The 21,024-nt window shown below is 75.0% G+C and carries 17 protein-coding genes; all 17 read right to left on the bottom strand.

Going from position 1 to position 21,024, the window contains the following annotated elements; all coding sequences use genetic code 11:
- Positions 1-134 precede the first annotated feature (134 nt).
- Positions 135-1,157 carry a sugar phosphate isomerase/epimerase family protein gene (locus tag D450_RS0111520; protein ID WP_017538814.1) on the bottom strand — a complete coding sequence of 341 codons (1,023 nt, stop codon included), beginning with the start codon at positions 1,155-1,157 and terminating at the stop codon, positions 135-137.
- Positions 1,158-1,192: 35 nt separating this feature from the next.
- The gene (locus tag D450_RS0111525) at positions 1,193-2,593 is read right to left on the bottom strand and encodes an alkaline phosphatase family protein (RefSeq protein ID WP_017538815.1); all 1,401 of its coding nucleotides are present in this window, start codon (positions 2,591-2,593) and stop codon (positions 1,193-1,195) included.
- Entirely contained in the window at positions 2,593-3,786 is a 1,194-nt protein-coding gene (gene eboE, locus D450_RS0111530; protein WP_017538816.1) for a metabolite traffic protein EboE, read from the bottom strand. Before eboE ends, D450_RS0111525 begins: the two co-directional genes overlap by 1 nt.
- A 5-nt stretch (positions 3,787-3,791) precedes the next feature.
- Complete coding sequence (locus D450_RS0111535) at positions 3,792-4,685, bottom strand: TatD family hydrolase (protein WP_017538817.1); 894 nt, start codon at positions 4,683-4,685, stop codon at positions 3,792-3,794.
- Entirely contained in the window at positions 4,685-5,377 is a 693-nt protein-coding gene (locus D450_RS0111540) for an EboA domain-containing protein (RefSeq protein ID WP_017538818.1), read from the bottom strand. Before D450_RS0111540 ends, D450_RS0111535 begins: the two co-directional genes overlap by 1 nt.
- Positions 5,378-5,550: 173 nt before the next feature.
- Positions 5,551-6,426: a sugar phosphate isomerase/epimerase family protein gene (locus D450_RS0111545; protein WP_017538819.1), complete on the bottom strand. Its 876-nt coding sequence runs from the start codon at positions 6,424-6,426 to the stop codon at positions 5,551-5,553.
- Positions 6,423-7,283 carry an SCO3242 family prenyltransferase gene (locus D450_RS0111550; RefSeq protein WP_017538820.1) on the bottom strand — a complete coding sequence of 287 codons (861 nt, stop codon included), beginning with the start codon at positions 7,281-7,283 and terminating at the stop codon, positions 6,423-6,425. Before D450_RS0111550 ends, D450_RS0111545 begins: the two co-directional genes overlap by 4 nt.
- Positions 7,283-8,350 (bottom strand): inositol-3-phosphate synthase, encoded by a 1,068-nt coding sequence (locus D450_RS0111555; protein ID WP_338037970.1) that lies wholly within the window; start codon positions 8,348-8,350, stop codon positions 7,283-7,285. The genes D450_RS0111550 and D450_RS0111555 overlap by 1 nt, the downstream gene beginning before the upstream one ends.
- 108 nt (positions 8,351-8,458) lie before the next feature.
- Positions 8,459-9,133, bottom strand: a complete 675-nt coding sequence (locus tag D450_RS0111560) for a hypothetical protein (RefSeq protein ID WP_017538822.1) — start codon at positions 9,131-9,133, stop codon at positions 8,459-8,461.
- Positions 9,134-9,440: 307 nt separating this feature from the next.
- Positions 9,441-10,445: a sugar phosphate isomerase/epimerase family protein gene (locus tag D450_RS0111565; protein WP_017538823.1), complete on the bottom strand. Its 1,005-nt coding sequence runs from the start codon at positions 10,443-10,445 to the stop codon at positions 9,441-9,443.
- 98 nt (positions 10,446-10,543) lie between these two features.
- Positions 10,544-14,008, bottom strand: a complete 3,465-nt coding sequence (locus tag D450_RS0111570; RefSeq protein ID WP_017538824.1) for a ThuA domain-containing protein — start codon at positions 14,006-14,008, stop codon at positions 10,544-10,546.
- A gap of 133 nt (positions 14,009-14,141) precedes the next feature.
- Complete coding sequence (locus D450_RS0111575; RefSeq protein WP_017538825.1) at positions 14,142-15,050, bottom strand: sugar phosphate isomerase/epimerase family protein; 909 nt, start codon at positions 15,048-15,050, stop codon at positions 14,142-14,144.
- Positions 15,050-16,255, bottom strand: a complete 1,206-nt coding sequence (locus D450_RS0111580) for a substrate-binding domain-containing protein (RefSeq protein ID WP_017538826.1) — start codon at positions 16,253-16,255, stop codon at positions 15,050-15,052. Before D450_RS0111580 ends, D450_RS0111575 begins: the two co-directional genes overlap by 1 nt.
- Before the next feature lie 4 nt (positions 16,256-16,259).
- Positions 16,260-17,303 (bottom strand): ABC transporter permease, encoded by a 1,044-nt coding sequence (locus tag D450_RS0111585; RefSeq protein WP_017538827.1) that lies wholly within the window; start codon positions 17,301-17,303, stop codon positions 16,260-16,262.
- On the bottom strand, positions 17,300-18,358 hold the full coding sequence (locus tag D450_RS0111590) for an ABC transporter permease (RefSeq protein ID WP_017538828.1): 1,059 nt from the start codon (positions 18,356-18,358) through the stop codon (positions 17,300-17,302). The genes D450_RS0111585 and D450_RS0111590 overlap by 4 nt, the downstream gene beginning before the upstream one ends.
- Complete coding sequence (locus D450_RS0111595) at positions 18,355-19,884, bottom strand: sugar ABC transporter ATP-binding protein (protein ID WP_017538829.1); 1,530 nt, start codon at positions 19,882-19,884, stop codon at positions 18,355-18,357. Before D450_RS0111595 ends, D450_RS0111590 begins: the two co-directional genes overlap by 4 nt.
- The gene (locus D450_RS0111600; RefSeq protein WP_026128498.1) at positions 19,881-20,996 is read right to left on the bottom strand and encodes a Gfo/Idh/MocA family protein; all 1,116 of its coding nucleotides are present in this window, start codon (positions 20,994-20,996) and stop codon (positions 19,881-19,883) included. Before D450_RS0111600 ends, D450_RS0111595 begins: the two co-directional genes overlap by 4 nt.
- Positions 20,997-21,024 lie beyond the last annotated feature (28 nt).

Below are 21,024 nucleotides of genomic sequence, written 5' to 3' on the forward strand. Positions count from 1 at the left end.
CTATGTCAGGCCTTCTGGGCCTTGGCATGTGTAAGCCACGCCAGTCTTAGGGCTACTGGCCAGTCGCACAAGCGGAGGCCGTCCCCGGCAGGCGGGAACGGCCTGCCGGGGACGGGGATCCCCTCCTCGGACGACTACTGCTCGGCCTCCTCCTCGGCGGAGCCGAACGCCGCGTCGAAGGAGGCGTCCGGGGCGTCGAACAGGTTGGAGCGCACGAACGCCACCGCTTCGGCCGCCCCCTCCAGCCGGTCCATCCCGGCGTCCTCCCACTCGATGGAGACCGGCCCGTGGTAGCCGATCCGGTTGAGCGTGCGGAAGCAGTCCTCCCACGGCACGTCGCCCCTGCCTGTGGAGACGAAGTCCCACCCCCGGCGGGGGTCGCCCCAGGGCAGGTGCGAGCCCAGCCGGCCGTTGCGGCCGCCGCCCACGCGTTTGCGGGTGTCCTTGCAGTCCACGTGGTAGATGCGGTCGCGGAAGTCCCACAGGAAGGCGGCGGGGTCGATGTCCTGCCAGACCATGTGGCTGGGGTCCCAGTTCAGCCCGAACGCCTCGCGGTGCCCCACGGCCTCCAGCGCGCGCTCGGTGGTCCAATGGTCGTAGGCGATCTCGGAGGGGTGCACCTCGTGGGCGAAGCGCACCCCCACCTCGTCGAAAACGTCCAGGATCGGGTTCCAGCGCTCGGCGAACTCGGCGTACCCGGCCTCGATGACGTCCGCTCCCACCGGAGGGAACATCGCCACGTACTTCCAGATCGGCGACCCGGTGAAGCCGACCACGGTGTCCACACCGAGCCGGGCGGCCGCGCGCGCGGTCAGCTTCATCTCCTCGGCCGCGCGCCCCCGCACGCCCTCGGGGTCGCCGTCGCCCCAGATGCGCGGGCGCAGGATGTCCTTGTGCCGGTGGTCGATCGGGTCGTCGCACACGGCCTGCCCGGTGAGGTGGTTGGAGATCGCCCACACCTTCAGGTCGTACTTGCCGAGCACCGCGCGCTTGGCGTCGACGTAGGACGGGTCCTCCACCGCCTGGCGGACGTCGAAGTGGTCGCCCCAGCAGGCGATCTCCAGGCCGTCGTAGCCCCAGGAGGAGGCCAGGCGGCACACCTCCTCGAACGGCAGGTCGGCCCACTGGCCGGTGAACAGGGTGACGGGTCGGGGCATGGTGTCGGCTCCTTAGGGGGTCGGGGCCTCAGGGGTCACGGGCGGGTCGGCCTCGCCGGCGCCGGCACACCGGCGAGGCCGAGCATGAGGTCGCGGACGTCGGTCGCGGCGATCCTGTCCCGGGAGAAGGACGGGTCGCCGCAGACGGCGACCGGACCGTCCAAGGGGTCGTCCGGCATGCGCCCGTGCGTGCCGCGGACCCATCGGGCGTCGGTCGGCACGACGTTCATCGTGTAGCGCAGGCCGGCCTTCTTCTTCGCCAGGTTGAGCGCGGCGCGCGCTTTGGCGGCGTTCGGGGCGGCGGGGTCGAGGAACAGCTCGGCGGGGTCGAATCCGGGCTTGCGGTGGATCTCCACGCCGCGCGCGAAGTCGGGCGCCGAAGCGTCGTCCAGCCAGTAGTAGTAGGTGAACCAGGCCTCCGGCCCGGCGACCAGCAGCAGCTCGCCGGAGCGTTCGTGGTCCAGCCCGTGGTCGGCCTGGGCCGCCTTGTCGAGCACCAGGTCCACACCGGGCAGCGAGGAGGCCAGGGACGCCACGTGCGGAACGTCGGCGGGGTCGGCGACGTAGACGTGTGCCGCCTGGTGGTCGGCCACGGCGAACGCGCGCGAGGCCCACGGGTCCAGGTACTCCATGCCGTGCTGGGTGTAGACCTCCAGCAGGCCCGCCTCGCGCAGCGCCCGGTTGACGTGCACCGGGCGGCTCGCCGGGGTGATCCCGTACTCGCTCACCACCAGCACCCGCGTCCCGCGCTCGGCCGCGTCGTCGAGCAGGGGCGCCAGCGCGGCGTCCATGTCCCGCACGGCGGTCCGGGCCTGCTCGGAGTGCGGACCGTGGCGCTGCAGGTCGTAGTCGAGGTGCGGGATGTAGCACAGGGTCATGTCGGCCCGGGGGAGCAGGGCGCGCGTCGCGGCGACGATCCACGCGGTGGAGCGCAGCGACGCGGTCGGCCCCCAGTAGTCGAACAGCGGGAAGGGCCCCAGCGAGGACGTCAGCTCCTCGTGCAGGGCGGGCGGCCGGGCGTAGCAGTCGGGGGACTTGCGGCCGTCGGCGTGGTAGACGGGGCGCGGGGTGACCGTCCAGTCGGTGCTCGCCCCCATGGCGTACCACCAGCACACATTGGCCGCCGTGTAGCCGGGGAAGGCGCGGCGGGCCGTCTCCCACGCCTTCTCCCCCTGCACCAGGCGGTTGTGCTGGCGCCAGAGCATGACCTCGCCGAGGTCGCGGAAGAACCACCCGTTGCCGACGATGCCGTGGTCGCGGGGGAGGCCCCCGGTGAGGAAGGTCGACTGCACCGGGCAGGTCACCGCGGGCAGCACCGTGTCCAGGGGCGCCTGCCACCCCTGGTCGGCCAGCGCCTTCAGGCGGGGCGCGTGCTCCAGCAGGCGCGGGGTGAGGCCGACGGCGTCGACCACCAGGACCGGGTGCGGGGCGGGCATCAGGACGCCACCTCCAGGCCGAGCGCGGTGAGCCGGTCGCGGGTCCAGGCGATCTCGGCGGCGATCCCCGCGATCAGCCCGTCGTCGCCGGCGGGGCGCTCCCGCTCGGGCAGCACGGACCAGGTGTAGGTCTCCACCTCCACGTGGTCGGTGAGCGGAGCGGCGCCGCCGAAGGCGTGGAGCAGGACCGCGGAGAGGTGGTCCCCGGTCCCGAGCAGCGGTGCGGCGGGCGGACGGTGCACGGGCACGTGGAAGTGGACGCGCCAGGGGGCCGCGCCGGGCAGCGGGTCGGCCCCGTCCAGCGCATCGGGCAGGTCGTCCCTGGCCCCCGGGCCGCCGCCCTTCGCGGGCCCCTCCCGCACCTGGTGCAGGAAGCGGTCCTCGGCGAACGCCCGCAGCGCCGCGCGCTGCCCGGGGTCCCCGGGGCGGGGCGCCTCGACCGCCGCCGAGGCCTGTAGTTTGACGATCGGCAGGCCCGCGCCGCGCACGCGCTCCAGCGCCTCGCCGGGCTCCTCGAAGCCGACGGCGAGGTGGCACGTGTCCAGGCACACGCCCACCCGCGGTCCCACTCGGGAGGCCCCGGAGCGGCCGCCGAGGTGCGCGGCGGCGTCGTCTGCGGTCTCCACCGCGCAGCCCGGTTCGGGCTCCAGGCCGACGCGGACGGTGCGCCCCTCCTCGGCGGCCAGCCCGTCCAGCCCGCCGGCGAGCCGGTCGAGGTTGGCCAGGGCGCGGGCGGTGCTCTCCGGCCCCCAGCCCTCGCGCCGGCCCAGCGGCACGGTGGAGACGCTGCCCCGCACCGCGTCGTCGGGCATCAGCCGCGCCAGCACGCGGGCGCAGTCCAGGGTGTACTCCAGCCGCTCGGGCGCGGTCCAGTCGGGGGTGAACACGTCGTGCTTGACCCGCGGGGCGTGGAAGCGCGCGTAGGGGAAGGCGTTCAGGGTGACGACCTCGCAGCCGGCGGCGTCCAGGGCGGCGCGCAGGCGCTTGGTCTCGGCGGCCGACGCGGCCAGCTCGCGTGCGGCCGGGGCGGGCAGCCACAGGCCCAGGCCGAGCCGCCCGGTGTCCAGGGCCCGCCGGACCCCGGAGCCGTAGCGGCGGATCTGGGCGATGAGGCCGTCGACGTCCTCGGCCGGGTGCACGTTGGTGCAGTAGGCGATGTGGACGGTGGTGCCGTCGGGGTGCCGCATGCGCACGCGCGTCAGTCCTCTCGGGGCTCGGTGGCGGGGGGATCGGGTTCGGCGTGCCGGCCCCGCAGGACGGAGTTGCCGGCGAACGCGCCGCCGGTGTCGGGGACGGCCTCCTCCAGCAGCAGGCGCCCGCTGCGGGCGAAGAACTCCACGGGGTTGCGCCAGAGCACCCGGTCCACGTCGTCCTCGGTGAACCCGGCGCGCAGCATCTGTTCGCCCGTGTGCGCGGTGGACAGCGGGTCGCTGTGGCCCCAGTCGGCGGCGGAGTTCACCACCACCCGCTCCAGGCCGCGCTCCTGGAGGATGCGCACCATGCGGACGGGGTCCATCTTGGTGTCGGGGTAGATGGAGAACCCGAGGGTGCAGCCGGAGCCGTCGACCAGGTCCACGGTGGTCTCGTTGAGGTGGTCCACCAGCACCCGCTCGGGCGGCAGGCCCGACTCGGCGACCAGTTCGAGCGTGCGCCGGGTCCCGGCCGCCTTGTCCCGGTGCGGGGTGTGCACCAGCACCGGCAGGCCGTGCTCGGCGGCCAGGGCGAGCTGGTGCCGGAAGGCCTTCTCCTCCTCGGCCGTCAGGGCGTCGAAACCCACCTCGCCCACCGCCACCACCCCGTCCTTGGCGAGGTAGCGGGGCAGGGTGCGCAGCACCTCGGTGCAGCGGGGGTCGTTGGCCTCCTTGGGGTTGAGGGCGATGGCGCAGTGGTGCCGGATCCCGTAGCGGGAGGCGCGGAAGCGCTCCCAGCCCACGAGGCCGTCGAAGTAGTCGTGGAAGGATCCGGGGTTCGTGCGCGGCTGGCCGAGCCAGAACGCGGGCTCCACGAGGGCCCGGACCCCCGCCTCGTACATCCGCCGGTAGTCGTCGGTGGTGCGGGAGGTCATGTGGACGTGCGGGTCGAAGATGCGCATCACGCCTCCTGGCCGGTGGTGGGCGGAGCGGAGGGACCGGCTCCGGTGCCGTCGTCGGTGCCGGGGGAGTCGGCCGGGTGCGGAGAGAGGGCGATCAGCCGCCGGGCGTCGGCCGGCACCTCCCGCCCCGCGGCCTCGCGCTCGGCGGCGTACCCGGCGGCCATCCGGCCGAGCTCGGCGTCGGCGCGCTCGGCCAGGCCGTGCACGGCGGCCAGCGGGACGTCGCTGAACAGGCACTTGAGCACGCCGTGCCGCCAGGCGTGGTCGTCGAGGGCGGCGGCCGCCGGGGTGCCGAGGGCGGCCGCGATGAGCCGGGGGTCGTTGCCGCGCAGCGCGTCCGCGATGAGCCCGGCGGCGAGCCGGTCGGCGTCCCCGCCCCGGCCCAGGAGGGGCAGGGAGCGCAGCACGGCGCGCTTCTCCTCGGCGTCGCCGAACCGGTAGAGGGCCTCGACCTCCTCGGCGAACCGTTCGGGGCCGACGGTGTCGCGGAGCGCGGCGACCACGGCGGCCCGCGCACCGTCCTGGAATGTGGGCCCGAGGACCCCTTCGGGATCGCCGGACGGGCCGGGGCCGCGCCCGACCCTCCTGCTGACCGCGGGGAAGAGCCATCCGACCGCCCCGGGGTCGCGGCGCACCCGTTCGACGAGGGCGGTGAGGCGGTCGGTGACTCCGGTGCCGTCGGTGCCGTTCATGGAGGGAACGCTCCTTTCCGCCGCCCCGCCGGAGCCGTTACCGCCGTGGGGGAACGGGCTGCCGTACCCGGCGCGGGCGGGCTGGTGCCCCCGCTCTGGTGCCCGGTCGGCGGGGCGGGCCAACGGGACGTTCGGTCCCGGCCGCCCGGCAGGCGGCAGGATGTCGTGGTCGGTCACCGGGCCTCCCTCCGGTCTTTCCGGGCCTGGCGCTCGGCGGCGCGCAGGGCCTGCAGGGAACCGGCGGCGACCTGCGGGGCGGCGTGGCCGTGCCGGGGCAGCTCCACCGAGGCCAGCCCCCGGTACCCCGCGTCGACGAGCGCCCCGAGCGCGGCGGGCAGGTCGAGTCCGCCGTCGCCGAACTCCAGGTGCTCGTGGACGCCCGGCCGCATGTCGTCCAGTTGCACGTTGGCCAGCAGCGGCCCCGCCTCGGACACGGTTGCGGCGGCGTCGAGCGGCTCGTTGCACACGCAGTGGCCGACGTCGAGGGTCACGCGCAGGCGTTCGGGCCGGCCGAGGCGCTCCCGCAGCTCGTGCACGTCGGCCAGCCGGGCGCAGAACATCCCCGGCTCGGGCTCGAACGCGCAGGTGACCCCGTGGCGCTCGGCCTCCTCCAGGACCTGGCCGACCCCCGCGGTCAGACGGCTCCACCCGACCGCCGCGGGGACCCCGGGCGCCAGGACGCCCGACCAGAAGGAGACGGCCTCGGCCCCCAGGTCGGCGGCGATGCGCACGGCCCGGTGGAGGAGGTCGACCCGCCGCTCCCGGCCGGTGTCGGAGACCAGCGTGGGCTCGTGCTTGCGCCAGGGGTCCATGAGGTAGCGGGCCCCGGTCTCGATGACCACCGCCAGCCCCAGCCGGTCCAGGACCCGTCCCACGGCGGCGGTGCGGGCGGGGGCGTCCGGCGCGAACGGGTCCAGGTGCGGGTGGTCCAGGGTCAGCCCGACCCCGTCGTAGCCCAGTCCGGCGATGACCTCCAGGGCCTGGTCGAGCCGGTGGTCCCCGAACCCGTTGGTGCCGTACCCGAACCGCAGGGCCGTCCCGTCCGTCATGTCGCCGACACCGCCTTGAAGCCGGCCCGTGCCGCGGGGACCGCGCCCGAGAGCGCCGCCGCGGTCACGGGCGCCCCCGCTCGGGCGATGTAGGCGGCCTGAAGCGGGATCATCCCCCGGATGCCCGCACCCGTGGCCGCCATGACCGTCGGGGCCTCAGGGCATCGGACCGCCGCAGCCTGGGCGGCGCCGACCGACGCGCTGTACCAGGCGCCGAACGCTCCGGCGGCCAGGCGCGCACGATCCGCCTTCCACGGCGGGGCGAGGGGGAGCAGGACCCCGGCCGCCGTTCCCGCGACGACCGTCCGGGCCGTCGGCCTGTCGGTGCCGTGCACCTCACCGCGGCTCAGCAGGGTCACCCCGAAGGTGTGGACGGCCAGCCCGAGCGCCGGCAGCGCCGCCGCGCGCGGACGGGGCCCTGCCCCCATGACCACGTCCATCCCGCGGTTGAACGCCATCCCCAGCGGGGCCATGGGGGTGGGTTTGAGCAGCAGGTCGTACGTCCACACACCGGCGGCGAGCAGTGATGCTGTCACCGCGCTCCCCCGCCCTCCGGCGAAGGCGGCGGCACCGATGCCCGCACCGGTGAACCCGGCGGCCGCGGCGAGCGCTTCCCAAGGGCGCACACGCCCCGACGGCAGGGGGCGCTCAGGGCGCTCCCGCGCGTCGAGCTCCCGGTCCGCGTAGTCGTTGAGCGCCATCCCGGCCCAGTACAGGCAGGCCGACGCCACGGGCATGGCCCAGGTGCGCCGCCCGTGCGGCCATCCGGCAGCGGCGGCCCCGGCGAGCGTGTCCCCGGGCACGGACAGGGCGGCCGGGAGCCGGACCAGCTCGGCGAAGGCGCGAAGCCGTCCCATCACGCCCCCTCGCCTTCGCGGCCCAGCCGGGCGCACCATTCGACGAGGGCGTCCCACTGCGCCGACAGGGCGTGCTCCTGTGAACCCACGGGGTCCTTGAAGAAGAACGCCAGCGCCCCCAAGGGCCCGGTCTCGCCGACCTGGTTGGCGCGCGCTGTCAGGCGGGCGATGTCCAGCACCAGGGGCGCCGCCAGCGCCGAGTCGCACCCGGCCCAGGTGAACTGCAGGCTCATCCGTACACCCAGGAACCCCTCGAACGACACGTGGTCCCACGCCGTCTTGAAGTCCCCCAGGTCCGGCACGTAGTCGATGTGCAGGGGACCTGCCACGTCCGTGCCGAGCATCGAGCGCAGCCCCCGCCCCTTGGAGGCGGTCTTGCTTCCCGCGCTGGCGGGGTCCGACAGTGTCTCGCCGTCGCCGCCGCCGAGCAGGTTCACCGACGACCACGACCGCACCCGCAGCGCACGCTGCGCGAACATCGGTGCGAGCACGCTCTTGAGCAGGGTCTCCCCGGTCTTGCCGTCCGAGCCCGCCCAGCACAGCCCCTCCCGCAGGGCGGCCTCCTCCAGCGCGGGCAGGCACGGCCCGGGGCCGGGGGTGAACGAGGCCACCGGGCACCCCGCGCGGAAGGCCGCGTAGGCGTACAGCGAGCTGGCCGGCAGCGGGGCCCCGCCCCGGTCCAGGGCCTCCTCCAGCAGGTCCGCCGAGGCGGCCGCCGCGGCCGCGGGCCCGTCCGGCGGCAGCGGCGGCCCGGTGCTGGACACGTCCACCACCACGACCCGGTCCAGGCCCTCCTCCTCCCGGAAGCGCCGCAGGTCCTCCTCGATCCGCGCGGCCGCCTCCCGCTGCGCCCGGCCCCGCGACGGTGCCGCGCCCGGCCGGATCCGCGCTTCGACCGCCGCCAGCTCCTCCTCCAGCACGCCGGGCAGCCCGGCCGGGACGACGCCGCCCTCGGCCAGCATCGCCACCCGCTTGGGCAGCGGCGGCCCGGCCACGTCGTGGCCGCCGAACACCAGGTCGCCCACGCCGGGCGCCCCGGCCCGGTCCGGGCCGGGCAGGTCGGCCACGCAGCCCACCGGCTCGGCCGCGCCCGCGCGCAGCGCCAGCGCCCCGGNNNNCCACGGTGGTCGCCGCCACCGATCCGCGGGCGCCGATCAGCCATACCCCGGTCCGCATCAGTGGCCGTCCTCTCCGCCGTCGCCGCCCTGCCCGCCGTGGGCCTGGGAGCCCTCGGGGGCGGAGTCCGGCGCCAGCGCTCCGCTCCCGGGCGCGGCCGGCAGGTAGATGTGCACGTGCCCGTGGCCGGCCTCCAGGGCGACCGCGTCGAGCTGGGTAGCGGCCACCGACCACGCCCGCACGGCCTGGGTGCGCAGGTCGGAGGCGAGGGCCTCCAGCCGCTCGCGCCCGCCGCCGTCGGCCTCCAGGGCGGCCCCGTAGGCCTCCACCGACGACCCGAGCAGGTCCACGGCCGACCGCATTCCGCCGCGGGCCACGTTGTAGCCGGTGCCGCCGGAGGGGGAGGCGCTCAGCTCCTCGGAGACGCCGTCGACGGCGTCCGCCCAGCCGTCGACCTCGCCGCCGGAGGGCGCCTCCCCCGGCTCGGACCCGTCGGCGGGAAGGGCGGTGTCCAGCCCCTCGACGACGGGGAGCAGCTCGTCATAGGCGTCGCGGGTGGTGTCGATGAGCGCGCCCGCCTGCTCGACGCCGCGCGCGCTCTCGGAGGCCTCCAGCTCGGCGACCCGGTCGGGGTCGGGGCCGGGCGGCGGCTCGCGCAGGAACAGGTAGTAGCCCCCGACGGAGGCGCCGGAGACGGCCAGCGCCGCGGCGACGGCCAGCAGCGCGCGCCGCACCGGCCGGGCGGGCCCGGGCGGGGGGTTCGGGGAGGACGATCGGCTCCTGCGGGGTGTCGCGTCGGTCGGCCGACTGGGCACGGCGCCACCTTTCTGGTGTGACCCCCGTCACCTCTGCCCTCGGTGGGGCAGGAGTCTCAGTTCCTACCGAGTGGTAGGGAAGCGGTCGGTGACGGCGGATTGCGCGGATGATCCTGCGTTCGGGGGAAAGTGCTGGTCAGTCGGTTCGGTCGGTCCGGGCCGGGACGGAGGCGGCGGTCGCGCCCCTCCGGCGGGCGGCGGGGCCCGCCGAAGGGGCGGCACCGGCTCAGTGCCCGTACGGTCCCCGCCCCGGGTGGGGGCGGCGCAGCCTGCGCATGGCCCGGTAGCTCCGCTCGGCGTTGCCCAGCGAGTCCACCGGGTGCGGGGGCACCGCCGAGTCGGGCGCGTTGTCCTGCTCCCACAGCGCGTGCGGGCGGCCCCGGACCCGGGAGAAGAAGTCGGCGTAGCGCAGGTCGCCCTCGCCGAACTCGATGATGTCGTAGCCGAGCGGGTTGTCCTCGTTCTCCTTGCCGTCCTTGACGTGGAAGAGCGGGTAGCGCTCCGGGTGCGCCAGCACGTACTCCACCGGGTCGAACCCGGGGTAGACGTGCTGCCCGACATAGGCCCAGTAGACGTCCATCTCCAGGAACACCAGTGCGGGGTCGGTGTGCTCCAGGAACACGTCGTAGAGCCGGGTGTCCGGGGCGTCGTCGGCGAAGGCGAACTCCCAGTGGTGGTTGTGCTGGTAGAAGCCGATGCCCCGCTCGGCGGCGAGCGCGCCGATCCGGTCGAACTCCCCGGCCGCCCTGCGGTACCCGTCCACGGTGGTGTCGTCCGAGGGCGCGTCGGCCGTCCCCGCGTACGGCGCCCCGAGGATCTCGGCGCTGTCCAGCTCCCGCTCGGGGTCCTCCCGCCATGCGCCCAGGCCGACGTGGGTGCCGGCCGCCCGCAGCCCGTTCTCGTCCAGCAGCCGCCGGATCTCCTGCACCGTGATGGGGCCGACCCCCGGCTGGGTGTACCCGGCCAGCTCCACCTCGGCGTAGCCGATCCGCGACAGCTCCTCGAAGACGCGGGCGAAGCCGAGCTCGGCCACCTTGTCCCGGATGCTGTACAGCTGGATGCCGATGCGGCCCTTGGGGAAGACGCAGCCCCCGCCCGCGGCACCCGCGGCGTCCGAAGCACCTGCGGCGCCCGCCGGGGCCGCGCCCGCCAGCGTCCCGGCGCCGACGGCGACGGTCCCCGCCGCCACGGTGCCCAGGAAGCCTCGTCTGTCGAAATCGATCCGTGCCATGTCCGCTCCCGTCTCCGGTCACGTAGGGGGATGGGTGGGGTAGGGGCGGGGCGCCCGAGAGGGGCGCCCCGCCGGAACGGATGGGCCCTCAGGGGCCGCTACGGATCGGTGCGCAAGGCCTCGGCGGTGTCGAGCAGCAGCTCGCGCGCCTCCTCGTCCTCGACCTCCTCCGCCACGTCGGCGAACCGGTCGAGCGCCTTGCCCGCCTGCTTGTGCCTGTCCTTGTCGGCGTGCCTCTCGGCCGTGTCCAGGTGGGCGTTCAACCGGGCCGACTGCGAGGTGGTGAGGACGCCGTCCTCCCCGTAGCCGTCGAGCAGGCTCCGCGCCTCCCCGAAGGTGCCCGGGGCCTCCGGTCCGCCGTCGTCGCCCCCGCCGGGGTCGGCGGCTCCGGGTCCCCGGAACTGCAGGTAGTTCAGATCGAACAGGTCGTCCCCGTCGCCCGTGAACACCAGGAACAGCTCCACGGGCCGGCCCGGGTCGGTGAACTCCACCGGCACGTCGGTCCAGGAGTCCCACCCGCCGGTGGGCTCCACCTCGGCGGTGCCGATCAGCTCCCCGTCCGGGGCGTCGGCGCGCAGCTCCACGGTGCCCCCGGACCCGCCGGAGGCCGCCCGGAGGCCGAGCGACTCCACGCCGGCCAGGCTCACCGGGGAGTAGGAGACGTGGTCCCCGTCGCCGATGGCGGTCAGGTGCTCCAGCCCGCCCTCGGGATCGGTGGTCTCCTCCGCCGAGACCCCCTCGGCCGACGAGGTGTACTGCGCCTGCTTCCGTTTGGGCTGCAGGAGCGTGTCGGTGCGCCCGGGCAGCGGGTCCACCTGCCCGTCCGCGCCGCCGGAGTCGGTGTACTCGGCGGCGATGACGTAGAACAGGTTCGCCTCGGCCCCGTGCCCGTCGTCGGCCAGCGTCTCGATCTCGGCCTCGCACCCCTGCACCCGGTCCACCAGGTGGGCGTGCTCGTCATGGCCGAGCGAGGCCGTGATGGTCACGTCGGCGCATTCGATGCCCCCGTCCGCGGTGGACCCGTCCTCGGCGTCGGTGACCGACACCTCGACGGGCACCGTGTCGCCGAATTCGAACACCGACCCGTCCGGCGGCGCGGTGATCTCCACCTCCGGCGCGGTGTTGCCCACCGCGACCGGGACGTTGGCGGTGGCCGTGCGCCCCTGGGAGTCGGTGGCCGTGAGCTGGGCGACGTAGTCGCCCACCTCGGTGTAGGTGTGCGTCGGGTTCGCCTCCTCCGAGGTGGCCCCGTCACCGAAGTCCCAGCTCAGCTCCAGGTCCTCGTCGGGGTCGGGGTGGCCGGTGCCCTCGGAGGAGAACGCCGCCTCCAGCGGCGCCGGCCCGTCGTCCGGCTCGGCGGAGGCCTCGGCGACCGGGTACTGCTCCCCGCCGGTGTAGTCGATCCGGTACAGGCCGGCGTCGCCGCCGGTGCCGAAGCCCGCGCCCCACTCCAGCAGGTACAGCGAGCCGTCCGGGCCGTACTCCATGTCCATCGGGTAGTCGAACTCGGTCTCGGGCAGGAAGGACCCGATGTCGAGCACGTCCCCCTCGCCGTCGAGCGCGACCTCCTTCAGGTAGTAGCGCCCCCACTCGTAGAACATGGGCTTGCCGTCCATGGAGGCGGGGAACTTGGTGGGCGACTCCAGGCCGGGGTCGTAGTGGTAGACCGGCCCGGCCATCGGCGCGGCGGGCCCCTCGCCCAGTTCCGGCCACTGCTCGGAGGGGCCGTAGCCGTAGTGGAAGTCCGGGGGGACCGACGGCGGCAGGTCCGTCAGACCGGTGTTGTTGGGCGAGTCGTTGACGGGGTTCTCGCAGTCGAAGGCCCCGCCGGACTCCCCGGTGGCGAAGTCGTAGTCGATGTAGGGCTCGTTGGGGCCGTGGCAGTAGGGCCAGCCGAAGTTGCCGGGCCCCTCGATGGCCATCCATTCCACCAGGCCCTCCGGCCCGCGGTCGGGGTCGCCCTCCGCGGCGTCGGGGCCGTAGTCGGCCGTCATGACGTGCCCGGTCCCCGGGTCGACCGCGAACCGGAACGGGTTGCGGAAGCCCATCGCGTAGATCTCCGGCAGCGCCAGGTCCGGGTCGTAGGTCCCGTCGGGGAACAGCTCGTCCCACTGCCCGCCGTTGAACAGGTTGTCGTCGGGGACGGTGTAGGTGCCGTCGTCCTGCGGGACGATCCGCAGCAGCTTGCCGCGCAGGTCGGCGGTGTTGGCCGCGGTGCGCTGGGCGTCCCAGGACGCGCGCCCGTCGCGCTCGTCGATGGGCGTGTAGCCGTCGGAGGCGAAGGGGTTGGTGTCGTCCCCGACGCCGATGTACAGCTCGCCGCCCGGGCCGAACTCCAGCGCCCCTCCGGTGTGCCCCGGCTCGTTGACGCGCGACGCCGGGACCTCCATCAGCACCTTCTCCGAGTCCGGGTCGAGGGTGCCGCCCGCCTCCTCGGTGACGGTGAACCGGGAGACCCGGTTGTGCATGTTCTCCGGGTCGGTGTCGTCCTCGGACGCCGGGGCGTAGTACAGGTAGATCCACCCGTTGTCGGCGAAGTCCGGGTCCAGGGCCATGCCGACCAGGCCGTCCTCGCCGCCGGTGTAGGTGTCCAGCTTCCCGGTGGTGCGGGTGCGGTTGGTGGTCGGGTCGAAGACCTTCACCTCGCCCTGGCGCTGGACGTAGAACACCCGGCCGTCGTCGGCCACGCCCAGCTCCAGCGGGTCGTAGGCGTCGCCGTCCAGGGTGACCTTCTCGTAGTCGTCCCACACCGTTCCGCCGCAGTCGGCCTCGGCCGCCCCGGCGGCGCTGCGCACGCCGCCCAGCAGGTGGTCGATGAACTCCGGCTCGCTGTAGGCGGCGGCGGGGTGGCCCATCGCGGTGGCCCACACGGGGGCCCCGTCCACGTCCCGGCACCAGGAGACCGGGTGGTCGTGCCCCATCGCGTCGGGGCCCGGGTCGTAGGTGGTCTCGTCCGCGCTGACCAGCACGTGGGCGTCGCCCCGCACGCTGGTGTCGAAGTTGTACCACTCCTCCGAGCGCTGCCAGCGGGCCGGCAGCCCGTCGGTGGAGGGGTGCGCGGGGTCGGTGACCTGGGCGGTGCCCTCCAGCACCCCGGGGGAGTGGGTGGGCATGTGCGCCCCGGCGTTGACGTGGTCGTCCCACCAGGCGAACTCGCCCTCGATGTTCATGTCGGTGGCGTTGTGGATCGCGGCGATGCCGCCGCCGTCGGCCGCGTAGTCCTGCACGGCCTGGCGCTGGGCGTCGTCCTCCCACACCATGCCCGAGGTCTGGAACATGATGACGACGTCGAAGCGGTCCAGGTCCTCGTCGTTGAAGACCGAGGAGTCCTCGGTGTGCTCCAGGCCGAAGTGGTTCTCCTCGGCCAGGCGCTCGAACAGGGCGATCCCCGAGGGGATCGAGTCGTGCCGGTATCCGGCGGTCTTGGTGAACAGCAGGGCGTTGAACTCCTCGTGCGCCGCCTCGGCGTCGGCGGCCGCGGGGGCGGCCGCCAGTGAGAGGGCGAGCAGCAGCGAGGAGAGCACGGCGCCGAGTCTTCGCAGGCGCCGGTTGCGTGCGCTCATGGAGATAACCTCACCGGTCGTGTGTCCAGGGCTTGGAGACGTCGGGCAAGGGTCGTCCGTGCGGCGTGCCGGCGCCGACGGGCGGACGCGTTCGGCGGCGCGGGGCCGCGTCCTGCGTCCGGGGGGAACCCGTTCAAGGGGGCGCGGGGGCGCTCCTTCCGTCGTCGGGCGGGGCGGACGCGGGGCGGCCCCGCTGCGCGCGGCGCAGGAAGGCCAGCCCGTCCCGGGCCAGGGTGTCCTGGTCCGGAGCGAGGGGACGCCACACCGAAGCGGCGGTGGCGATGGCGTCGTTGTCGGCGGTGAACGACTCGATCACCAGGGGCCCGGCGTACCCGGCGCCGTCGAGGGCGCCGAGGATCGCCGGCCAGTCCAGGTGGTCCCGGCCGGGGGAGCCCCGGTCGTTGCCGCACACCTGCACGTGGGCGATGCGCCCGGCCGCGCCGCGGATCGCGGCCGGGGGGTCGGTCTCCTCGATGTTCATGTGGTACACGTCCAGCGCCAGCCCGCAGTGCTCGGCGGGCAGCGCCTCGACGGCCCGGAGCCCCTGCTCCACGGTGTTGACCAGGCTGGTCTCGTAGCGGTTCAGCGGTTCCAGGGCGACCTTCACTCCGGCCTGGGCGGCGTGCCCGACCACCGGGCCCAGCGCCTCGGCCAGCTCGGCGAAGCGGGCCTCGCGCTCGCCGGGGCCCATCCGCCAGGTGCGCCCGACCGAGGCGTAGGCCGGGCCGGCGATGACCGGGGAGCCGACCTCGGCCGCCGCGTCCACCGTGCGGCGCAGGTGGTCCCGGGTGGCGGCGACGGTGGCCCGGTCGGCCGCGACCAGCTCCCGGCCCGGCCCCATGACCAGGCACACCGTCGCCGAGAGCCCCAGGCCCTCCAGCAGCCGGGCGGCGCGGCCGGGGTCCCAGTCGCCCGGCCGCTCCACCGGCAGCTCCAGGGTGTCGAAGCCCCACCCGGCCGCGCGCGGGGCGATCCGCTCCAGCTCCGCGTCGGTCAGCGGGGAGGTCCACACCCAGGTGCTGACGCCCAGTGCCCTGTGCATCAGCGGTCCTGCCAGGCCTCGGGGTACCCGGGCAGGTCCTCGCCGCCGAACTTGGCGTAGTGCAGGCTCGGCATCTCGGCGTTGCGCTCCAGGTACTCGTCCAGGTCCTCCTCGGTGACCGGCTCCTGGGGCAGCACCCACTCCTCGGGCACCTCCTCGCCGTCCAGGACCATCGAGGCGGCCAGCACCGGGGTGCGCCACTGGAAGTTGGAGTAGACGGGGGCCAGCGCGGTCAGGTCCTCCTCCTCCCACTTGCGCATGAAGCTCAGCTCGTCCTCGCCGGAGATCACCGGGTAGGGGCGGCCGGCGTCCTCGAACGCCTCCAGCGCGGCCACCGCGCCGTCCCCGGCGTCCATCCAGATGCCGTCGACCTCGCCGCGCTGCAGGTGCTGGGTGACCAGGTCCTTGATGGTGGCGCCGTCGCCCTCGGTGAACTCGTGGCCCAGCACCTCCACGTCGCTGTCCCCGAACACCCGCTGAGCCGCGGCCCACCGGTGCTCCAGCACGTCCACCCCGGGCAGGATGCGCAGCGCCAGCACCTTCGATCCCGGCTCCAGCTCCTCGACCAGGAACTCGGCGGCGTCGGCGCCGTAGGCGTAGCCGCCGATGGGGTGGATGAAGCTGACCATGCAGTCGGTGTTGACCCCGCGGTCGAAGACGATCACCGGGGCGCCGCTCTCGCAGGCGGTCTCCACCGCGGGGGTGAGCGTGGCGGTGGTGGAGGGGGAGATGATGATCGCGTCGCAGTCCCCGGAGTCCACGAACGCCTGGATGTCGGAGATCTGCTGGTTGTCGTCGTCGGCGGCGTCGGAGACGCGGAACTCGCCGATGTCCCCGCTCTCCTGCAGCACCTCCACCTGCTGCTGCATGGTGATCCACCCGGTGACCCGCCAGGGGTTGGACACCGAGGCGTTGGAGAAGCAGACGGTGGGGTCCTCGCGCTCCGCGCCCTCCAGCGCGTGCTCGGAGGTGTCGGCGTACTCGGGGTCGATCGCCTGGAGCCAGGGCTCGTCCTCGGGCCCCTCGGGCTCGATGTCGCGCTGGGCGAGCTGGGCCTCGTACTCCTCGGCGTCGAACCAGTCGCCGCCGGTGCCGGTCTCGGCCCCCTCGTCGGGGGCGCCGTCGGTGGGGGCGTCGGTCGTGCACGCGGTGAGCACCAGGCTCAGCGCGGCGCCGGCGGCCAGTAGGGCGCGGGATCGGCGCATGGTGTCAGACCTCCTCGCGGGGGGACTTCTCCGGGCCGCCGGCGTCCGCCGGCGCCCGGGGGGATCTGCGGGACCGCTCGCGGGAGGCGTAGGCCACCGCGGCGATGATGATGAGGCCCTGGACGGCGGGCTGGATCGTTGAGGGCAGGTACAGCTGGTTGAACAGGGTGAACAGCGCCTCGACGGCCAGCGCGCCGCCGATCGCGGCCACCACGGTGCCGCGCCCGCCGCCCAGCACCACCCCGCCCAGCACCACCGCGGTGATGGCCGAGAACTCCAGCCCCTCACCGACCTGGGCGGTCACCCCGGCGAAGCCCCCGATGAGGATCGCGGCCAGGGTGGCCAGGACGCCGGAGCCGACGAAGGCCAGGGTGCGCACCCGCCACACCCGGGCGCCGGAGAACGCCGCGGCGGTGGCGTTGTCGCCGACCGCGACCAGGGTGCGCCCCTGCGGTGCGCGCATCAGCGCGACGGCGGCCGCGCCCGCCGCCGCCGCGATCAGCAGCGCCCAGGGGACGCCGCCGAGCAGGGGCAGCTCCACCGCGTCGCCCCGGCCGGCGGTGCGGAAGGCCTCGGACAGGGCACCGGTGGGAGCGCCGCCGGTCCACAGCCGCACCGCCCCGTAGAGCACCAGCATCATGCCCAGCGTCGCGATGATCGAGGGCACCTTGAGCACCGTGGTGACCAGGCCGTTGACCAGGCCCACCGCCGCGCCGAAGGCGACCATGAGCAGCAGCACCGGCAGCGTCGCCGACTCCTGGCCGTCGATCAGCCGGGCGGCGATCACCACCTGGGCGCCGACCAGGGAGCCCACCGACAGGTCCAGCTCCCCGGCGACGATCACCAGGTACTGGCCCACCGCCAGCACCACCAGCGGGGCGGCCTGCTGGGCGAAGGCCAGCAGCGAGGGCGGCTGGGCGAAGGAGGGGTTGATCGCGAAGACCACCGCGAACACCAGGGCGAGCAGGGCGTACACGGTCCCGCTGCCGCCCCCGGCCAGGGCGGCCCCCGTCCGGCGCAGGGTGCCGGGGACTCCGGTCGCGGTCATGGCCGGCCTCCTGTCCGTCGGTGCAGCAGCGGGGGCAGCAGCGGCGGGGGCGGAAAGCGCGGGGGCGTGGCGGCCCGGTCGACCTGGCGCCGGGCGTAGAGCGCTACCGCGGCGATGACGACCGTCCCGCGCAGCACGTCCTTGAAGAACGGGTCGACCCCCAGGACGTTGAAGACGGTGTCCAGGGTGGCCAGCACGAGCACCCCGGCGACGGTGCCGCCCACCCCGCCGCGCCCGCCGAGCAGGTAGGTGCCGCCGAGCACCACCGCGGCGATGGACTCCAGCTCGTAGCCGGAGGAGTAGACCAGGGTGCTGCCGGTGCCGAAGCGTGCGGCGATCAGCAGCCCGGCCAGCCCGGCGGTGACCGCGCACAGCACGTGCGCGGCCAGCAGCGGCCGGTCCGCTCGCACCCCGGACATCCGGGCCACCTCGGCGTCCCCGCCCACCGCGTACATGTGCACCCCGGTGCGGGTGCGGCGCAGGAACACCACCGCCAGCACCGCCACGGCGGCCATCACCGCGAACGACAGCGGCACCACGCCGATCCGGGTGTAGCCGAAGAGCTGGAACTCGGCGGGCACGTCCCCGGCCGGCCCCTTGTACCGGGTGTCCAGGTAGCCCTTGATGATCAGGCCCATGCCCAGGGTGGTGATGAAGGGATTGACCTTCAGCCGGGTCACGATGAGCCCGTTGGCCAGCCCGACCAGCCCCGCCACCAGGACCACCGCGGCCACGCCCAGCCAGATCCTCGACCCCTGCCCGGCCATGGCGGTGGCGCCGACCACGCTGGACAGCGCCATCACGTAGCCCACCGACAGGTCCAGCGACCGGCACAGGATCACCAGGGTCTGCCCGATCGCGACCAGCCCCAGCAGGCTGGACCGGGTCAGCAGGTCGACCGTGTTGGCGGTGGTCAGCAGCTCCTGGCCGCGCGCGGCGGCCAAGGCGGCCCCGGCGAGCAGGACGGCCAGCAGCGCCAGGTACACCAGCCCCGTGGTGCCCGGGCGGGGGAGGCCCGGGCGGGCCGTGGGCCGCTGGGCGGCGGGGGCGCTCACCGGTCCGCCTCCCCGCCGGCCCGGGCCGGGGCGGCGCCCACGGCCAGCCCCATCACGGACTCCTCGGCCGCGCCGCCGGGCAGCTCCCCGGCGATCCGCCCGTCGCGCAGCACCAGCACCCGGTCGGCCAGCCCGATGACCTCGGGCAGCTCCGAGGAGATGAGCACGATCGCCGCGCCCTCGGCGGCCAGCCGCCGGACCAGCGTGTACACGGCGTGCTTGGCGCCGACGTCGATGCCGCGGGTGGGCTCGTCCAGGACCACCACCGAGGGGGCGGCCGCCAGCCACTTGGCCAGCACCACCTTCTGCTGGTTGCCGCCGGACAGGAAGCGCACCTCCTGGGCGGGGGAGCGGGCCACCAGCTCCAGGGAGGAGAAGAGCCCGGGCAGGCGGCGGGCGCGCTCCCGGGAGCGCAGCGGCATCACCGCGTCGAGCACCAGGCGCCCGTTGTCCAGGACCGACCGGTGCAGGGCCAGGCCCTGCGTCTTGCGGTCCTCGCTGACCAGGGCCAGGCCCGAGCGCACCGCGCGGCGGGGGGAGCGCACCGCGACCCGTTCGCCGTCGATGCGCAGCTCGCCCCGGGTGAACCGGTCGATGCCGAACAGGGCGTGCGCCACCTCGGTGCGGCCGCTGCCCTGGAGCCCGGCCAGGCCGACGATCTCCCCGGCGCGCACCCGCAGGTCGATCCCGTCCAGCCACCTGTTGCCGCCGCCGGACACCTCCAGGCGGACGCCGCCGGTGCGGGTCCCCTCGGCCTTCGGGGGGAACACCGCGCTGACGGGCCGGCCGACCATCATCCGGATCAGTCCGGCGTGCCCGGTGGCGCCGGTGTCGACCGTGCCGGCCAGGGCGCCGTCCTTGAGGACGGTGATGCGGTCGGACAGGTCGAAGATCTCCTGGAGCCGGTGCGAGACGTACAGCACCGCCGTCCCGCGCTCCTGGAGCCGGCGCACCAGCCGGTACAGCAGCTCGACCTCGGCCCCGGCCAGTGCGGCCGTGGGCTCGTCCATGGTGATGATCCGCGCGCTCTGGGCCATCGCCTTGACGACCTCGACGATCTGCTGCTCGGCGACGGACAGCGCGCGCACGGGCGTGCGGGGGGAGAGGGCCGTCAGGCCGAGCTCTTCCAGCAGGCGCCCGGTCTCCTCCTCCATCGCGCGCGCGTCCACCCCGGCGCGCAGCCCGCGCCCGCGCGGTTCGCGGCCCAGGAAGACGTTCTCGGCCACGGTGCGCTCGGGCAGCAGGTTGAACTCCTGGAAGACGGTGGCCACCCCGGCCTCGCGGGCGCGCACCGGGTGGTCGAAGTCGACCCGCGCGCCGCCGAGCTCCACCGTCCCGGCGTCGGCGCGGTGCACCCCGGCCAGGATCTTCATCAGCGTCGACTTCCCGGCGCCGTTCTCCCCGACCAGCGCGTGCACCTCGCCCGCGCGCACCTGCAGGTCCACGTCCCGCAGCACCGGGACGCCCAGGAAGGACTTGCCCACGCCGCGCATCCGCAGCAGCGGCGCCTGCGCCGTCCCGGTCACCGGGCGACCTCCTGCCATTCGCCGGAGCGGGCCGAGGCCAGCACGGCCTCGGCGATCCGGGCGGCCCGCAGCCCGTCGGCGAAGACGGGCAGCCCGTCGGGGGCGGTGCCGGAGGCGATCGCCTCCCCGGTGTCGCCGACGAAGGATTCGAAGCACTCCTGGTAGCCCTGCGGGTGCCCGGCGGGGACCCGGGCCAGCCGGGCGGCGTCGGGCAGCAGGGTGTCGGGGTCGCGCATGAGCAGCTCGGTGCGCTCGCGCCCGCCCTTCCACAGCAGCTCGGGCTGCTCCTGGTCGAAGGCGAGGGTGTGCTCGGAGCCGGAGACCTCCAGCGACAGCCGGTTCTTGCGGCCGGCCGAGACCTGGCTGACCACGCCGGTGCCGATCACCCCGGCGCCGGTGCGGAACTGCAGCACCACCAGGTCCTCGGTGGAGACCGGGGCGCCCTCGCCGGGGCCGCGCCGGGGCACGGGGGTGCTGGTCTGCGCGCTGACCGCGGTGATCGGCTCGCCCAGCACGAACTCCAGCAGGTCGCACCAGTGCGAGCCGATGTCGCCGAAGGCGCGCATCGCCCCGCCCAGCTCGGGGTCGACGCGCCAGTTGTCGTCGCCGGGGCGCAGCAGCCAGTCCTGCAGGTAGCCGCCGTGGGCCAGGTGCACCCGGCCCACGGCGCCCTGGGCGACCAGGGCGCGGGCCTGGCGCACCATCGGGTGGAAGCGGTAGACGAAGGGGACGGCGGCCACCCGGGATCCGGCGGCGTCGGCGGCGGCCGCCATCCGGGCGGCCACGGCGGCGTCGGTGGCCAGGGGCTTCTCGCAGACCACGTGGCGGCCGGCGTCCAGCGCGGCCAGGGTCAGCGGCGCGTGCAGGTGGTTGGGGGTGCACACGTGCACCACGTCGACCTCGTCGTCGGAGACCAGGGCCGCGGCGTCGTCGAACGCCCGCTCGGCCCCCAGGGGGCCGGCCGCGGCGCGGGCGCGTTCGGGGGTGGAGGCCGCGACGCCCACCACGCGGCCGCCGCAGGCCCGGATCGCGCGGGCGTGGACGCGCCCCATGAACCCGGCTCCGATGACCGCGGCCCGGTAGCCGCGCGCTGTGACCTGACTCACTCGCATACGAGGAAGGTAGACGGCACTTCTGTCG

Origin of the sequence: Nocardiopsis halophila DSM 44494 (assembly GCF_000341245.1) — a bacterium.
Classification (GTDB): Bacteria; Actinomycetota; Actinomycetes; order Streptosporangiales; family Streptosporangiaceae; genus Nocardiopsis_A; species Nocardiopsis_A halophila.

Coding starts and splice junctions, on each gene's coding strand:
- D450_RS0111575 (WP_017538825.1), bottom strand. CDS start 15,050: ATGCACAGGGCACTGGGCGTCAGCACCTGGGTGTGGACCTCCCCGCTG.
- D450_RS0111585 (WP_017538827.1), bottom strand. CDS start 17,303: ATGACCGCGACCGGAGTCCCCGGCACCCTGCGCCGGACGGGGGCCGCC.
- D450_RS0111520 (WP_017538814.1), bottom strand. CDS start 1,157: ATGCCCCGACCCGTCACCCTGTTCACCGGCCAGTGGGCCGACCTGCCG.
- D450_RS0111570 (WP_017538824.1), bottom strand. CDS start 14,008: ATGAGCGCACGCAACCGGCGCCTGCGAAGACTCGGCGCCGTGCTCTCC.
- D450_RS0111535 (WP_017538817.1), bottom strand. CDS start 4,685: ATGCGCATCTTCGACCCGCACGTCCACATGACCTCCCGCACCACCGAC.
- D450_RS0111600 (WP_026128498.1), bottom strand. CDS start 20,996: ATGCGAGTGAGTCAGGTCACAGCGCGCGGCTACCGGGCCGCGGTCATC.
- D450_RS0111540 (WP_017538818.1), bottom strand. CDS start 5,377: ATGAACGGCACCGACGGCACCGGAGTCACCGACCGCCTCACCGCCCTC.
- D450_RS0111525 (WP_017538815.1), bottom strand. CDS start 2,593: ATGCCCGCCCCGCACCCGGTCCTGGTGGTCGACGCCGTCGGCCTCACC.
- D450_RS0111565 (WP_017538823.1), bottom strand. CDS start 10,445: ATGGCACGGATCGATTTCGACAGACGAGGCTTCCTGGGCACCGTGGCG.
- D450_RS0111550 (WP_017538820.1), bottom strand. CDS start 7,283: ATGGGACGGCTTCGCGCCTTCGCCGAGCTGGTCCGGCTCCCGGCCGCC.
- D450_RS0111580 (WP_017538826.1), bottom strand. CDS start 16,255: ATGCGCCGATCCCGCGCCCTACTGGCCGCCGGCGCCGCGCTGAGCCTG.
- D450_RS0111545 (WP_017538819.1), bottom strand. CDS start 6,426: ATGACGGACGGGACGGCCCTGCGGTTCGGGTACGGCACCAACGGGTTC.